The 16,534-nt window shown below is 51.7% G+C and carries 13 protein-coding genes; 2 read left to right on the top strand and 11 right to left on the bottom strand.

All coding sequences use genetic code 11. The features are described 5' to 3' along the window. Positions 1–43: 43 nt before the first annotated feature. From thrC to CF137_RS07275, 4 genes are all read right to left on the bottom strand, one after another. Positions 44–1,318 carry a threonine synthase gene (gene thrC, locus CF137_RS07295; RefSeq protein WP_139718539.1) on the bottom strand — a complete coding sequence of 425 codons (1,275 nt, stop codon included), beginning with the start codon at positions 1,316–1,318 and terminating at the stop codon, positions 44–46. After that, positions 1,315–2,310 (bottom strand): homoserine kinase, encoded by a 996-nt coding sequence (gene thrB / locus CF137_RS07290; RefSeq protein ID WP_139718538.1) that lies wholly within the window; start codon positions 2,308–2,310, stop codon positions 1,315–1,317. Before thrB ends, thrC begins: the two co-directional genes overlap by 4 nt. A 2-nt stretch (positions 2,311–2,312) precedes the next feature. Beyond that, complete coding sequence (thrA, locus tag CF137_RS07285) at positions 2,313–4,790, bottom strand: bifunctional aspartate kinase/homoserine dehydrogenase I (RefSeq protein WP_139718537.1); 2,478 nt, start codon at positions 4,788–4,790, stop codon at positions 2,313–2,315. 263 nt (positions 4,791–5,053) lie between these two features. After that, positions 5,054–5,758: a tRNA/rRNA methyltransferase gene (locus CF137_RS07275; RefSeq protein ID WP_139718536.1), complete on the bottom strand. Its 705-nt coding sequence runs from the start codon at positions 5,756–5,758 to the stop codon at positions 5,054–5,056. 206 nt (positions 5,759–5,964) lie between these two features. On the opposite strand from CF137_RS07275, the gene aceK reads away from it, so the two are divergent. After that, positions 5,965–7,692, top strand: a complete 1,728-nt coding sequence (gene aceK, locus CF137_RS07270) for a bifunctional isocitrate dehydrogenase kinase/phosphatase (protein ID WP_139718535.1) — start codon at positions 5,965–5,967, stop codon at positions 7,690–7,692. Positions 7,693–7,770: 78 nt separating this feature from the next. On the opposite strand, the gene tesB is transcribed toward aceK, so the two are convergent. The 7 genes from tesB to CF137_RS07235 form a co-directional block, all read right to left on the bottom strand. Then, positions 7,771–8,637, bottom strand: coding sequence for an acyl-CoA thioesterase II (tesB, locus tag CF137_RS07265; RefSeq protein ID WP_139718534.1), 867 nt, complete (start codon positions 8,635–8,637; stop codon positions 7,771–7,773). Positions 8,638–8,785: 148 nt separating this feature from the next. Continuing rightward, positions 8,786–9,973 (bottom strand): mannonate dehydratase, encoded by a 1,188-nt coding sequence (gene uxuA / locus CF137_RS07260; RefSeq protein WP_139718533.1) that lies wholly within the window; start codon positions 9,971–9,973, stop codon positions 8,786–8,788. A 29-nt stretch (positions 9,974–10,002) separates the two neighbouring features. Beyond that, positions 10,003–10,746, bottom strand: coding sequence for an FCD domain-containing protein (locus CF137_RS07255; RefSeq protein ID WP_139718532.1), 744 nt, complete (start codon positions 10,744–10,746; stop codon positions 10,003–10,005). A 94-nt stretch (positions 10,747–10,840) separates the two neighbouring features. Beyond that, positions 10,841–12,112, bottom strand: a complete 1,272-nt coding sequence (locus CF137_RS07250; RefSeq protein WP_139718531.1) for a TRAP transporter large permease — start codon at positions 12,110–12,112, stop codon at positions 10,841–10,843. 16 nt (positions 12,113–12,128) lie between these two features. Further along, positions 12,129–12,578, bottom strand: a complete 450-nt coding sequence (locus tag CF137_RS07245; protein WP_162515883.1) for a TRAP transporter small permease — start codon at positions 12,576–12,578, stop codon at positions 12,129–12,131. Positions 12,579–12,638: 60 nt separating this feature from the next. Beyond that, the gene (locus CF137_RS07240; protein ID WP_139718529.1) at positions 12,639–13,634 is read right to left on the bottom strand and encodes a TRAP transporter substrate-binding protein; all 996 of its coding nucleotides are present in this window, start codon (positions 13,632–13,634) and stop codon (positions 12,639–12,641) included. 55 nt (positions 13,635–13,689) lie between these two features. Beyond that, positions 13,690–14,724: an alcohol dehydrogenase catalytic domain-containing protein gene (locus CF137_RS07235; protein WP_139718528.1), complete on the bottom strand. Its 1,035-nt coding sequence runs from the start codon at positions 14,722–14,724 to the stop codon at positions 13,690–13,692. Positions 14,725–14,998: 274 nt separating this feature from the next. Here CF137_RS07235 and CF137_RS07230 point away from each other — a divergent pair, with 274 nt between their 5' ends. Beyond that, on the top strand, positions 14,999–16,447 hold the full coding sequence (locus tag CF137_RS07230) for a fructuronate reductase (RefSeq protein ID WP_139718527.1): 1,449 nt from the start codon (positions 14,999–15,001) through the stop codon (positions 16,445–16,447). Positions 16,448–16,534 lie beyond the last annotated feature (87 nt).

Here is a 16,534-nt window from a genome sequence, read left to right as displayed (position 1 = left end):
ACTGGGGGATTTTTATTTCTATCTGTTATCTCAACTCGGCGGCTCAACTCACCAAAAACGCCCTTAACCGGGCAAACTCCGCAGGCAAATTAACGGAGAGCAGCGGCAGCTCGGCATGCTTGGCGAGCGGGCCGGGCAGCGGCACATCGAGATGCAGGATCTCGTCCACCGACTCCTTGAACTTGGCGGGATGGGCGGTGCAGAGGAACACCCCCACTTCGTCCTCGGCCAGCTGTTCCCCCAGCAGATCCCAGGCAATGGCGCCGTGGGGTTCGCACAGATAATCCAGCTGGTGCAGCCGTTTAAGGGCATCACGGGTCTGGGCGTCGTCACGCATGCCGGAGCCCAAAGTCTCCAGTGCCCAGCCCTTGCGGCGGCAGAGCTCTTCCACCCGTGGCCAGTTGTTGGGGCGGCTCACGTCCATGGCATTCGACAGGGTTGCCACTGTCTGGTGCGGCTCCCACTGACCGGTTTTCAGATAGCGCGGCACGGTATCGTTGGCGTTGGTGGCGGCGATAAAGCGCTTCACCGGCAGCCCCAGCGCCTTGGCGATAAGGCCCGCAGTGAGGTTGCCAAAGTTGCCGGACGGCACGCTGATCACCGCCTTGGCACGGTCGGCTTTGGGCAGCTGGGCCACCGCTTCGAAGTAGTAGCAAACCTGCGCCAGCAGACGGCTGATATTGATGGAGTTGGCGGAGTTGAGGCCAATGGCCTTTTTCAGCGCCTCGTCGTCGAAGGCATCTTTCACCAGCGCCTGACAAGCATCGAAGTCGCCGTCGATGGCGATGGTGCGGATATTGCCGCCGAGGGTGCAGAAGAGCTTCTCCTGCAACGGGCTGATCTTGCCCTTCGGGTAGAGAATGACCACCTCGATCCCCTCCAGCCCGTAGAAGGCGTGGGCCACGGCGGCGCCGGTGTCGCCGGAGGTGGCGGTGAGGATAGTGATCTTGTCGTTGGTTCTAAAGGCAGCGAGGCACTGGGCCATAAAGCGGCCGCCGAAATCCTTGAACGCCAGGGTCGGGCCGTGGAACAGCTCGAGGGCATAAGTGCCATCTTTCAATTTGACCAGCGGCGCCGGGAAGGTGAAAGCAGCGTTGATCAGCTCGCTCACCTTGGCTGCGGGCACTTCATCCCCCAGCAGGTGGCTGATGATGCGGGCAGAGCGTTCGGCCAGCGGCAAGTCCAGCAGGGCATCCACATCGGCCAGTGGCGCAATCACCTCGGGGAAGAAGAGCCCCTGATCGCGGCCCAGACCCTGACGCACCGCCTGCGCGAAGCTCACCTGTTCGCTGTTGTCCTTGATATTGTAAAGATTCATAGCTCGCTTCCTGTTACCCGTGCCCCGGCCATGTCCAGTTTGCAGACCCGGGCAAATCCATCTTCGTTCTGCACGAAATGTGCTTCCATCCAATCTTTCATCCGCTCGGCCTGCGCCAGATCCTTCATCACCACAAACACGGTGGGACCGGAACCGGAGATACCGGTGGCCAGCGCCCCGTTCTGGGCCGCCTGCGCCCGCACCTCGGTGAAGCCTTCAATCAACGCCGCGCGGTAGGGCTCGGCAATCACGTCTTTCAGTACGCTGGCGGCCAGCCCCTCCTGCCCGGTGTAGCTGGCGTGAACAAAGGCAGCCAAGCGGCGGCCATAGGTGAGGCAATCCTGACGGCGATATTGGGCCGGCAGGATGGCGCGGGCGGCGGCGGTAGAGACCACGGTGCCCGGGTAGCAGACCACCCAGTACCACTGCTCGAACACCGGAATGCCCTGACTGATGACGCCGTGCTCTTCCAGCACCAGCTGCATGCCGCCGAGATAACAGGGAGCCACGTTGTCGTAGTGGACGGAGCCGGAGATGCGCCCTTCCATCTCCCCCATCAACAGCAGCATGTCGTGCTCATTAAGCGGCGCGCCGTGGAAGGCGTTGAGCCCTTCAAGGGCCGCCACCACGCTACAGGCGCTAGAACCCAGACCCGAACCGACCGGCAGGTTCTTCTCCAGCACCATTTCGAGCGGCTTGAGTGTCAGGCCGCGCTTCTCCAGCGCCTCGCCATAGGCCACCCAGCAGTCGAACAGGATATTCTTTTTCGGATCGTCCGGCAGCTTGTGGGCGTAGCGGCCCACGGATGAGAGCGCAAACGCTACGTCAGCCGCTTTCACCTGCACCCGATCGCCGAGCAGAGAGCCATCCACGGGGGCGAGCGCCGCCCCCAGTACATCGAATCCCACGCTCAGGTTGGCGCTGGAGGCGGGAGCGTAGGCGACCACGCTGCCGCTGTCCGTCATATAAGAGGGGTACATGTCTGAACTCATGCTTATAGCTCCTGCTTCCAGTTCTGGGTGCGCAGCACGTCGGCAAAGACGCCAGCGGCTGTCACTTCGGTACCGGCGCCATAGCCACGCAGCACCAGCGGGATCGGCTGGTAGTAGGTGGAGAAGAAGGCGAGCGCGTTCTCGCCGTCTTTGACCTTGAACAGAGGCTCATCGCCACCGACCGCCTTGATGGCCACCTTGCACTTGCCACCTTCGATGGAACCCACATAGCGCAGCACCTTGCCTTCACGCTGCGCGGCGGCGAACTGATCGCGGAACCAGCCGTCGGCTTCGGGCAAACGGGCCATAAAGGCTTCCACGTCGCCGCTCACATCAAAGCCGGGTGGCAGCGCCTGCTCGACCTCGACATCGGAGAGCTCCAGCGCCATACCTGCCTCGCGAGCCAGAATGAGCAGCTTGCGCGCCACATCCATGCCGTTGAGATCATCGCGGGGATCCGGTTCGGTAAAGCCGTTGCCACGAGCGATGTTGGTCGCCTCGGAGAAGGCCATCCCTTCGTCCAGCTTGCCGAAGATAAAGGAGAGCGAACCGGAGAGGATGCCGTCAAAGGCACGCAGCTTGTCACCGGCCTTGATCAGGTTCTGCAGGTTCTCGATAACCGGCAGACCCGCGCCGACGTTGGTTTCATACAGGAACTTGCGGCGAGTCTGGCGGGCGGTGCGGCGCAGCGCCTTGTAGTAATCGAGCGAGCCGGTGTTGGCCTTCTTGTTCGGAGTGACCACATGGAAACCGGCGGCCAGGAAGTCGGCATACTGGACGGCCACCGCCTCGGAGGAGGTGCAGTCGACGATCACCGGGTTGATGATGTGGCTATCTTCCACCAGCTTTTTCACCCCTTCCAGCGAGAAGCTGTCGCGCGCTTCCACCAGCTGTTCACGCCAGTTGGCGAGGTTCAGGCCATCCTTGTTGACCGCCATCTGGCGGCTGTTGGCGATGCCAACTACCCGCAGGCCAGTGCCCTGCTCGGCCAGCACCGGTTGCTGGCGGGCAATCTGATCCACCAGCGCCGCGCCGACGCCGCCGACCCCGACCACGAACAGATCGATAAACTGCTGGCTGCCAAAGAAGTTCTGGTGACACGCCTTGATGGCTTCCGCCACCTTGCGATCCCGCACCACGGCCGAGATGGAGCGCTCGCTCGACCCTTGGGCGATGGCGACGATATTGATGGAGGCTTGCGCCAGCGAGGTGAAGAAGCGGGCCGCCATCCCCTTGCTGGTGCGCATGCCGTCACCGATCAGGGAGATGATCGCCAGATCGCTGATGATATCCAGCGGCTCCAGCAGCTGGTTTTTGAATTCCAGCTCGAACTCACGCTCCAGCACCTTGCGGGTCTTCTCCTGGTCGTAGCTGTGGATACAGAAGCTGACGCTGTACTCGGAAGATGACTGGGTGATCAGCACGATACTGACCCCGGCACGGGAGACGGCGGAGAAGATGCGACCGGCCATGCCGACCATCCCCTTCATGCCGGGGCCGGAGACGTTGAACATGCACATGCCGGACAAGTCGGAGATGGCCTTCACTTTCAGGTCATCGTCGCCGCTCTCGGGACCGATCAGGGTGCCCGCCCCTTGCGGGTTGAAGCTGTTCTTGATGAGGCAGGGAATGTGGAACTGGGCCACAGGCGCGATGGTTTTCGGGTGCAGCACCTTGGCGCCGAAGTAGGAGAGCTCCATCGCCTCCTTGTAGGAGAGGGTTTTCAGCAGATAGGCATCCGGCACCAGACGGGGGTCACAGCTGTAGCAGCCCTCGACGTCAGTCCAGATCTCGCAGCACTCGGCATCGACACAGGCGGCCAGTACGGCGGCGGAGTAGTCGGAGCCGTTGCGGCCCAGTAGCACGGTTTCACCCTTGTCGCTGCCACCGGTAAAGCCCGGCATCAGGTAGAGACATCGCTGCTTTTCTGCCACAACAGGACGTAAGCCCTTGGCGGCAAAGCGCACCCGGGAGGCTTCGATATCGACGTGAGCTTCCAGATAGCCGCCGTCGGTGGCCAGCAACTCTTCCGGCACGATCAGATCCACTTCCAGACCGCGCACCCGCAGCAGCTCGTGCATAAAGGCGATGGAGAGGTTCTCGCCACGGCTCAGGATGCGCGCCTGCACGTTGTCCGGGCAGAGACCCAGCAGACGAATGCCCTGCATCAGCCGCTCAACCTGATCCAGCTCGGCAGTGAGACGGGCCAACAGCGCCTTGTCATCCAGCGCCGGATAAGCCGCCTTCAACCCGGCCAGCAGGCGGGAGAAGATGCCATTGACTTCAAACAGGGTAGAACTGGCATCCATGCCGCGACTGGTCTGTTCCACCAACGCCACCAGATGATTGGTCACCTTGGCAGGCGCAGACAGCACCAGGGCTACCTGAGATTGGCCGTGGGTGTTGACCGCGATATCGGCCACCCGTAAAAAACGCTCTGCATCGGCCAGTGAAGACCCGCCAAATTTCAACACTCTCATCGCTTTCTCTCCCTGTAAATCTATGAAATTCAATCTAAAAACCAATCCAACAAAAAGGCCCGTACTGGGTGGGTACGGGCCTTTTTTGATTTCTGTGCTTGTTCGTCAGCGCATCAACCGGCCCCAGTGCCACCTGTGGTGGTACCGGTAATAATGGTGGTAGTGATGACGTTGGTGAATAACTGCATGACGAACACTCGTTGACGAAGCTGGCTTTTAGCAATACCGCGGCGGGCCTTGGGCTGTCAACTTAAACCTCTTTGCTACTTGCGCCCAAATCGGCGCGCAAGGTCTTTGCAGAGCAGGTGGAGCATGTTCAAATCCCGCTGCGGCAGCATGGGTACTCGGTCCATCACCCACTGATGCAGTTTTTCATCCTGCGAAACTCCGAGTTCACCCAGCAATTCTGCTGTTTTGCTTTTCAGCACTCGAACCTGCCCGGCGTTATCAAAATTTTCTGCTACCGCAGCGGCGCAATCGGCGTTCAGCTCATCCATCAGCTGACTCATCTCGTAGGCGTAGAGCATGATCGCCTGCCCCAGATTGAGGGACGGGTAGCTCACCTTGAGGGGCAGATAGCTGATGAGATCGACCTCGGCCAGCTGCTCGTTGGAGAGTCCTGACTCCTCGCAGCCAAAGACGATGGCCACCTTGCCGAGGGATGGCTTGGCGCGGATCTGCTCGCGGATCTCCCCCGGCGTGAGGTAGTGCTGGTAGCGACCGCGCTCACGGGCGGTGGTGGCGATCACCAGATCCATATCCGCCAGCGCCTCGGGCAGGGTGTCGAACGCCTCGGCCTGAGTCAGGATCTCTTGGGCGCCGTGAGCCACCCAGCTCGCCTCTTCCTCTTCATGTACCCGGCTCGCTACCAGTCGCATGGCATCGAATCCCATGGTTTTCATGGCGCGGGCAGCAGCCCCCACATTCGCAGGGCGGGCAGGTGCCACCAGGACAAAATAGAGCTTCATCGGGTTTCCTCACAGGCCGGACGGCCTCTCAAACAGACAGCAAACAGTCGCTAAACCATCAGCAAAACAGGGGCGCAATCTACCGTTTATCCCCGAAAATTGCCACTTGAACAGACGTTTGAATGTTGCGATAGTGGCCTGACGTGTGAACGAATTACACGCAATCCTTCGCGCTATCGGCCCGACAGATCACAAGGAAGAGAGAGATGCAGCAGCCATTGGAACAGGCCGTCGCCGAGACTATCTTGCAACGCTTCGAGTCGTTTTACAGCCGGTTTCTCGAGATAACCCAGGGCAGCAAGAGCCGCTTCGAGAACAGTGACTGGCTGGGGGTACAGCTCGCGGGACGCGAGCGTATTCGCCTCTATGACCACCATGTGGGGGCCACCGCCAGCTCCATCCGCCAGATGATGGGGGAGCACCACGCCACCCAGGAGCTGCTCAAACGGGTCAAAAGCGCCTTCAGCGATCTGCTGCCCCGTTGTGACAACTTCGAGGTGGCGGAGTCCTTCTTCAACTCCGTCTATCGCCGGATCTTTCGCCATCGCAACATCCGCGACGAGAACCTCTATATCCACCCCTTTGTCAGCCGTGGCGACAAGCCCGATCTCAGCGCATTGCTGCGCATCTATCGCACCGATCTGGCCCACCTGCCGCAGACCTTGAGCCAGCTTTTGGGGGATTACAGCTTCACCCTCCCCTACGAGGACAAGCAGCGGGATATTGTCGACATCCACCGCCATCTTGCCGAGAACGGCCCGCAAATCCTCCATGACGAGCCGTTTGCCATCGAGCTATTGAAAGAGGTGTTCTACCGCAACAAGGGGGCCTATCTGGTGGGACTGATCCGGGCCAGGGATCAGGTGTTCCCCTTTATCCTGCCCCTGCTCAGCACCGGCCACAGCATCTATGTGGATACCGTTATCTTCGAACCGGATCTCGCCTCCATCGTGTTTGGTTTCGCCCGCGCCTACTTCATGGTCTATGCCCGCGAACCGGCACTGTTTGTCGCCTTCCTGCGCCAGATCATGCCCCACAAGCCCGATTACGAGATCTACAACGCCATCGGTTGCCAGAAGCATGGCAAGACCGAGCTCTATCGCCACTACCGCCACCATCTGGCCCAGAGTCGGGATCAGTTCATCATCGCCCCCGGCATCAAGGGGATGGTGATGAGCGTGTTCACCCTCCCCTCCTACGATGTGGTGTTCAAGGTGATCAAGGACGAGTTCACTCCCCCCAAGGATGTGAGCCACGAGCAGGTGAAGGCGAAGTATCGGCTGGTCAAACAGCACGATCGGGTTGGCCGCATGGCCGATACCCAGGAGTTCACCAACTTCGAGTTTCCGCTGGATCGCATCTCGCCGGAGCTGTTGGCCGAACTCAAGACGGTGGCGCCGTCGGCCCTCACCATCAGCGATGACAAGCTGGTGATCAAGCACCTCTATACCGAGCGCAAGATGATCCCGCTCAACCTCTATCTGGACAAGGCGGACGAGCAGCAGACCCGCCTCGCGCTGGAGGAGTACGGCAACGCCATCAAGCAGTTGGCGGCAGCCAACATCTTCCCGGGGGACATGCTGTTCAAGAACTTTGGCGTCACCCGTCACGGCCGGGTGGTGTTCTACGACTACGACGAGATCTGCTACATGACGGAGTGCAACTTTCGCCAGATCCCGCCGCCCCGCTACCCCGAGGATGAGCTGTGCGCCGAGCCCTGGTACTCGGTGGCCCCCAACGACATCTTCCCCGAGGAGTTCGCCACCTTCCTGCTGCAAAAGCCACTGGTGCGGGAGATCATGTTGCAACTGCACAAGGAGATGTTCGACGCCAACTACTGGAAGATGCTGCAGAGCAACATCAAGGTGGGGGTGTTCGAGGATGTCTATCCCTACCGGCGCAAGAAGCGCTTCAAGTACCAGCGCGGCGGCTGATCCCGCAGAGCCCGCGCAAATGGCAGCAACGAAAACGGGGTGGCCCAAGCCACCCCGTTTTGCTGACCGCTCTGCGACTTAACTGCTGCGACGGCGGATCACCCCTTCTTGCATGGTGCTCGCCACCAGCATGCCATCACGGGTAAAGAACTGGCCACGTACCAAACCGCGACCGCCGCTGGCGCTCGGGCTGTCTACCACGTAGAGCAGCCAGTCGTCGAAGCGAAAATCCCGGTGGAACCACATGGAGTGGTCGATGGTGGCCACCTGCATCCCCGGCTCCCAATACGACACCCCGTGGGGCTGCAGGGAAGTGAGCAGGAAGTTGAAGTCGGAGGCATAAGCCAGCAGGTATTTGTGGATCCGCAGATCGTCCGGCATCTGGCCGTTGGCCTTGAACCAGACGTGACGCACCGGATCCTGCACCGTCGGCCGAATAGGGTCGACCAAAGTGACCGGACGCATCTCGATGGGCTGCTCGCAGAGGATCTTGTCGCGCAAGGAGGCCGGGATCAGGTTCTCGTAGGGGCGCACCAGCTCCAGCTCGCTCTTGAGCTCTTCCGGCGGGGTGATGCCGGTGGGCATCTGCGCCTGATGCTCGAAGCCATCGGCGGGCACCTGAAACGAGGCGTTGAGGTAGAAAATCGGCTTGCCGCCCTGAATAGCCTTGACCCGACGGGTGGAAACGGTCTGGCCGTCGCGGATATTCTCCACGTCGTAGACGATGGGGCGGGTCACATCCCCCGGACGCAGGAAGTAGGAGTGAAAACTGTGAACCTGACGGCCGCTCTCGACCGTCTGCTTGGCGGCTGACAAGGCCTGCCCCATTACCTGTCCGCCAAACACGGCCCGCAGACCGAGATCCTGGCTCTGGCCCCGAAACAGGCCCTCCTCGATTTTTTCAAGCGCCAGCAACGCCAGCAGCTCATCAAGTACCTTACTCATCGTTCACTCCTCTATCAGAGCCGCACAGGCTAGCAAGACCTCATCCATGGCGCAATCTTTTGGCTGACGGTTAATGACACCCTAATACAAGAAAGGAGGCTCAATAGCCTCCTTGGTTTATTCACGACTCAACCAGACATAATAATTGTCAGTTATTTGAGAAAAGAGCCTTGGTTATTCCCATTTCCAATCCCCTCACTTCGGCCAGCCCTTTAAGACGACCAATACATGAGTATCCCGGATTTGTTTTCTTTTTCAGATCATCAATCATCTGATGACCATGATCTGGCCGCATGGGGATAAGTCTATTATCACCATCTTTCAGCCGACGCTGTTCTTCACGAACTATTTCCAATACCACATTATACATATCGACATCTCCATCAAGGTGAGCCGCTTCGTGGAATGTCTTGGGGTTATCTTCACGTTTGGTGGAACGTAGATGTGTGAAATAGATACGATTCCCGTAACGCTTGATCATATCAACCAGATCATTATCCCCACGAACACCATACGAACCGGTACACATGGTAATACCATTGACCTGACTGGGAATTCGGTCAACCAGCCACGCAATATCCTCAATGGTGGAAACAATACGCGGCAACCCCAAGATCGGGCGGGGAGGATCATCCGGATGGACAGCTAAGCGGACGCCTGACTCTTCACACACAGGTACGATTTCATCGAGAAAATAGGCCATGTGCTCCCGCAAACGGTCTTTGTCGATATCCTTGTATTTATCCAAATGTACCTGAAATGCCTCCAGAGTATAGCCCTCTTCGGCACCAGGCAAACCTGCGATAATATTGCGAGTGAGCGTCTCTATTTGCTCCACGCTCATACCGTGAAAATAGCTCAGCGCTTGTTGTTGTTCTTCCTGAGAGTATTCATGAGTCGCGCCAGGACGTTTCAGGATATAGAGCTCAAAAGCAGCAAATGCGATATGATCGAAACGTAGTGCACGGGAACCATCCGGCATCTCAAACTCAAGGTCTGTTCGGGTCCAATCCAGCACCGGCATAAAGTTATAGCAAATAGTATCAATACCACAGGCGGCCAGATTACGGATCGACACTTTATAATTATCAATCCATTGCTGATACTGGCCTGAATGTGTCTTGATCTCTTCATGTACTGGCACACTTTCTACCACAGACCAGGTCAAACCATTTTCTTCGATTAAGGTTTTGCGAGTTAGGATCTCATCCTTACTCCAAATCTGACCATTGGGTATATGGTGCAATGCAGTCACAATGCCCGTTGCGCCAGCCTGTTTTATATCGTTCAAGGTTACCGGGTCATCAGGACCATACCAGCGCCATGTTTGTTCCATATAATAAAACCCTCATATCTTTGTTTAAATTATTTCGTCAAATTAATTGGATAGGATGAAAATAAAAAACCATCAAACTCAGGAGCATCTATATCAGAAAGTTCCATTAATCGTATTTTTACATTTTCGAGATGTGACCACATCGCATATTTAGCTGCAGATGAATTTTTTCTCTGCATTGCAGATAATATTTTTTTGTGATCATCCAACCATTCCAATTGATACTCATTGGTAGCTATTCTGTTGTGCAAATGCTGCCACATGGGGTTATTCACTCGACATTCCCATGCTTGTCGCCATAGCGCTACCAACATTGAATTATGCGTTGCCTCTGCGATTGCTTGATGAAACTTCATATCACCATCTTCATTTTTACCCATCTCAAGACCTTCAATCTCCATCTCAAGTGCAGCCTTCATTACCTTTATATCAGAAGGTGTGGCTTGGAGTGCGGCAAATTCAGCTATATTACTTTCTAAAAGTTGCCTGGCTTGTATTAATTCAAAAGGCCCTATGAGATGTATAATTTCACTATCATTATCTCTTGAGTTTGTAGAAATAACATAAATCCCAGAACCTTTTTTTACCTCTACATAACCTTCGATTTCCAACATTATGAGTGCCTCTCTAATCACAGAGCGTCCAATTGAAAAGCTCTCAGCAATATCCCTCTCTGGTGGCAATTTATCCCCAATACAATATTTGCCAGAAATAATTTCACTCTTTATTATTTCACCGATCTCTCGATACTGGCGTTTAGACTCATCAGTCATATCTTTCTCACAAGCTTTTGTTAATTGAAAAGACCATAATTCAAAAGATACTGATATGTCAATTAAATAGTTTTAATAAAACGACATCAACCTATTAACTAAAGTAATTCATCGGTACAATTACAATATCAGGAAGGATGATAAATAATGCTAGCAGCGCTATATAAACCATCAAAAATGGAAATACACCTTTAGATACGTCATACACTGTTGTTTTAGAAATACTTGACCCTACATATAGAACAGTCCCTATCGGTGGTGTAATCAGTCCAACTGACAAATTGATAACCATAAGGATACCAAAATAATTTGGATCAATCCCATACATTTTTATAATTGGCATTAGGACTGGAGTGAAAATCAATATCGCAGGAATTAAATCCATAACGCAGCCAACTATTAAAAGAAATAGCATAATGAGAGCCAAAATAATTTTAGGGCTTTCAGTTACATCAGCTAAATTTGCCGCTATTTCTGTAGGGATCTGCGCAACTGTAATTGCAAATGCGGAAACCATCGCAGCAGCTGCTACAAACATCACAACACCAGTCGTTCTAACCGTATTGGAAAAAATGTCAAGAAGAGTCGCCTTATCCAGTCCTTTCCCATAAAAACTAATAATTGCAGCATAGATCGCTGCGACGACGCCAGCCTCCGTTGGCGTGAATATACCACCTCGTAAACCTACAATAAGGATAACTGGCAATAGTAACGCCCAAAATGCATCTTTAAATGCTGCCCAGCGCTCTTTTCCAGATTTTTTGTACATCACAGGCATATCTGTGTTTCTATACAAGAATTTCCACATTAGCCAAAGTGCGCCAGCCATTAACAAACCGGGAACCATTCCTCCCATAAATAATTTTGTAATTGAAACCCCCGCAGTCACTCCAAACACAATCATAGGGATACTTGGTGGAAGAACAACAGCAATAATACCAACTGCACAAACAATACCTGTGGATGTATTTATATTATATCCTCGGGAAGCCATCATTGGTATTAATATAGCGCCCAATGCTGCGGTATCTGCAATTGCAGAGCCAGACAATCCGGCAAAAATTAAACCAGAAATGATAACAACATAGCCTAAGCCGCCTTTTATGTGGCCGACCATACTCATCGCAAAATCAACGATCCGCAACGACAACCCACCATTTTTCATTATTTCACCGGTAAGAATGAAAAATGGAATTGCCATTAATGGAAAGCTATTAACCCCCATTGTAAAGTTTTCTGTTATTATCTGTGGATCAAACATACCCATTGCAAATAACAAAACTATTGCACTAAGCATCATTGATATTCCAATTGGAACGCCAATAAATAATGCGCCAAACAAGACTGAAATAAAAGTCAATAGCATTATAAATATCCTCCCATCATGGCTTGATTGTATTTTTAATAGCCGAACAAAAATATATGCTAGCAGCGAAAGCTGGAGCAAAATATAGCCATGCTGATGATAATTTTGTTGCGGGCATTTGCTGGTCATAAGTCAACATAATAAGATTATATGCTCCAACAAACAAAACCCCCATGACCCCCATACATATACAATTAGAAAATATAGATATAATTTTATTAATTTTTACTGGCAAGATATTAGTAATAATATCGACTTTTAGGTGATTCTTTTCCTTCACACCAATAACAATACCAAAACATACTGTGTAAACAAAACATATCCGAGCAAGCTCTTCAGACCAAGGTAATCCGGAGTTTAAAAAATAACGCATTAATACATTTACAAAAACCAACAAAACCATCAAACTTAACGAAAGTACCGAAATAACTTTAAACAACAAATTAAAATCTATTTTTTTTGTCATAACAACTCTCCTAGCAGAGTTAGCATTAATTTTGCTAACTCTGCTACACATAATAAATTATCAATCAGTATTTTTTGCTAAATTAATACTTTCAATCATAGGCTTAGCCCAAGTGTATGTATTATAATAGTTATCATAGATTGGCTTAGCAGCTGTTCTCATCTCTTGAGAGAATTTCTCATCTGGATATATAATCTCCAACCCTTTATTTTTCAAAAAATCTTTATTCTCTTTCTCAGCAGAGATAGCTAACTCCCACTCCTTCTCTTGGAAGACATTTGCTGCCTCTTGGAAAATGGCCTGATCCTCTGGGCTCATTTTATTCCACGTTTTCAAGCTAAACATAAGCATGCCAGGGGAAAATGAGTGATTGGTTTCCACAATATATTTCTGCACTTCATATAATCCTGACTCTTTGAGCAAGGAGTACGGGTTTTCCTGACCATCAATTACTTTTTGTTCTAATGCTGTGAATACTTCACTTAGTGGCATTGCTTGAGGATTTGCGCCCATCGCTTTTCCCCATGTAACAAACATATCATTATTCGGTACGCGTAATCGAAGACCTTTAAAGTCCTTAAACTCTGCGACACGAACATTTGATGAGGTCACGCGAAAACCATTCACACCCGTAGCCAGAACCTTCACTCCATATTCTTGATATTTCTCTCGAATATCTTTAGCTACATCAGACTGGGTCAATATTTTTTTTGCTTCTTGATTATCTTTAAATAAAAATGGCCATTCCCAAATACCAAAAATTGGATTGGTATTTTGCATCAACAACCCAACAACCCCACCTTCAATGGTTCCTCGCCGAACACCATTGAGTACCTGCTCCTCACCACCAAGCTGATTGTTAGGATAAATTCTTATTTCATATCGACCTTGTGTTTTATCCTCTACTATTTTCTTAAAATAGTTAGTTAGTGCTACGCTTTGCGGATGTGTGTCAGACATAAAATGTCCAATTTTTATCACTTGAGCTGCATGTACTGCACCACTGAACAGAAAGCTGAATACAGCAACGGCGCTAAGTGTTTTTTTATAATTCATTTAACTCACCTCAAAAGGTAGAAATCTTAAAAAATGGTACAGCTGTATGAATCAATTATGATGTTATTATGGCATTTACTTTTAGATATTTTTCCGGGTATTCAGATAGTTCCTTCACTAACGCCGGGATGTCTTCTAATGATACAACCTTACTAATCACCTCTGAAGGTTCAATAATATTTTCAGAAAGAATAGTCAACGCCTCATCAAATTCCCCAACACTAGTTCTTGACCCACTAATGGTCAGCTCCTTATAAGTGATGAGGTTGGTTTTTAGTGGGGTTTCTGTTTTAGGCCATCCCGTCAAAGCAATTCGTCCAGAAAATGCGGCCAGTTCGAGAGAAAGTTGAATTGAGGCATTTGCTCCTGATGCTTCAATTACTACCTCAGCCATTCTCCGGTTAGTTATTTTACTAATCACAGCTACAACATCTTCATTCTTGGCATTAATAACATGAGATACACCAAGATTTTTAGCATGCTGCAAACGGGTATCCACTATATCAACTAAAATAGGGATTGCTTCGTACTTACGCATGGCTGCAAGGGCTGCAAGCACACCTATCGCCCCCGCCCCAATTATTACTACATGCTCACCATTTTTTAGTTTTGTTTGATGAATTGCGTGTAGAGCTATTGTTAACGGCTCTGCTAATGGAACCGAGTCAACAGATAACGTTTCAGGTACTTTATGCAACATATGTGCAGGGTGTGATATAACCTCTTGCATTCCCCCATCTATGTGAACACCTATAACTTTTAATTGTTCACAACAGTTTGTTCTACCTATACTACAGGGATAACATGAACCACAATAAATATATGGATCAAGAATAACTCGGTCTCCCAAGTTAATCGTCGGTAACATTCCATCACCAGTTTCAATCACACGACCAACAATTTCGTGTCCTATTATTCTTGGATAAGTTACCAGAGGATTAACCCCTCTATATGCGCCAATATCAGATCCACAAATCCCTACTGATTCGACTCTGATTAACACCTCGCTACTTTTCTTTTTGGGGTAAGGGACTTCCTGAATCGCAATATGACTTGGCGAACATAGCTTTACACATTTTACATACGACATAAGATTCGACTCTCTCCAAGAATAAATGCATGTGCTTCATCCTTGACTACCGCCCAAAATTGGTCAACCAACGTATGGCTTTTTTGTAGGCACCATCACAAACACAGTATGTAAATCGACCAGTCGTGTTATTAAGATCCCATTTTTAGATCGCTTCTTGTGCGCGATCATTGACTATGCTGCCTGATAAATGTCCTACTTTAGGTTCAACCTCACAATTGGTTGACCAAATCAATCAGCATTCACAGCTTGCTTTTGAGAGGAAACAGTTGGCATGAAAACAGCTTCAAACAACATAAAACACATTAAATTTCAAAGAGATATACTAGAAACACGTATGCTTCATATCGGATTTGGAGCATTTCATCGAGCCCATCAGGCCTTGATCACTCACGAGACAGTCATGGTAGATGGCAGTGACTGGGGGATCTGTGAGGTCAACCTGTTTGGTGGAGAGGAATTGATTCGCTCCCTCAGAGCGCAGGATCACCTCTACACCGTCCTAGAGAAGGGCGCTGAGAGCGTACAACCTAAAGTGATTGGTTCTGTGGTTGAGTCACTACATCCAACCTTTGACGGCATTTCCGCCATCCTCGAGAAGATGGCAGAACCGCAAGTAGCCATTGTATCCATGACGATCACTGAAAAAGGCTATTGCGCAGACCCTGCTACCGGGCAGTTCAACCCGCAAAATCCGTTGATCCAGCACGACTTGCAGCACCCTGATGCCCCCACTTCCGCCATCGGCTGCATCGTTGCCTCCCTGCGCCTGCGCAAAGAGCGTGGACTCCCTCCCTTTACAGTCATGTCTTGCGACAACGTGCAGGAAAATGGTCATGTTGCACGTCAGTCAATTCTGGGATTTGCCGAACTACTCGATGGAGACCTGGCATCCTGGATCCGTGAGCAGGTCACCTTCCCTTGCACCATGGTCGACCGCATCGTACCTGCTGCCACCCCGGAGACGCTGGCAGAGATTGAGCAAGCCACGGGCGTTTATGACCCCTGCGGCATCGCCTGCGAACCATTCCGGCAATGGGTAATTGAAGATAATTTCGTCAACGGCCGCCCCAACTGGAATCTGGCTGGTGCCGAATTTGTCAGCAATGTCGTGCCCTTTGAAGAGATGAAATTGCGCATGCTGAACGGCAGCCACTCATTCCTGGCCTATCTCGGCTATCTCGGGGGATACGCTCATATCGCAGACACCATGACCAATCCGGCCTACCGCCAGGCAGCGCTTGAGCTGATGCTCAATGAACAGGCGCCGACCCTGAACATGCCTGTTGGTACGGATCTCGATGGATATGCCCAACAACTGATCGCACGTTTCACCAACCCCTCGCTCAAACACCAGACCTGGCAAATCGCCATGGATGGTAGTCAAAAACTGCCACAACGTATGGTCGACTCCGTCCTCTTCCATCTGAAGAACGGCAGTGATTACCGCCATCTGGCATTAGGCATCGCCGGATGGATGCGTTATGTCAGCGGTAAGGGGGAAAACGGTGAGGTGATCGATGTCCGGGATCCCCTGTTCCACCGCTTCCAGGCTATCTATGCAGAGCTCGGTCTCAGCAGCAAGGTGGTCAAGCCACTGCTAGCCATTGAATCTATTTTCGGGACGGAGCTGCCGCAACATAATGGGTTTGTCGATGCGGTGACGCAGGCCTATGAGCAGTTACTTACCTACGGTTCTCGCCACTGTGTCGCGGCGTTGTAAATACATTAATTCAACAATAGTAAGAGGGATGAATGAAGTCTTTACTATGCAGTGATTGTTTGTTGAATAGCGAATCAGCACACAATT

It is taken from the genome of Aeromonas sobria, assembly GCF_006243315.1.
Taxonomy (GTDB): domain Bacteria; phylum Pseudomonadota; class Gammaproteobacteria; order Enterobacterales; family Aeromonadaceae; genus Aeromonas; species Aeromonas sobria_A.
The sequence above is the reverse complement of the archived record's forward strand: the minus strand, read 5'-3'. Positions and strand labels throughout refer to the sequence as shown.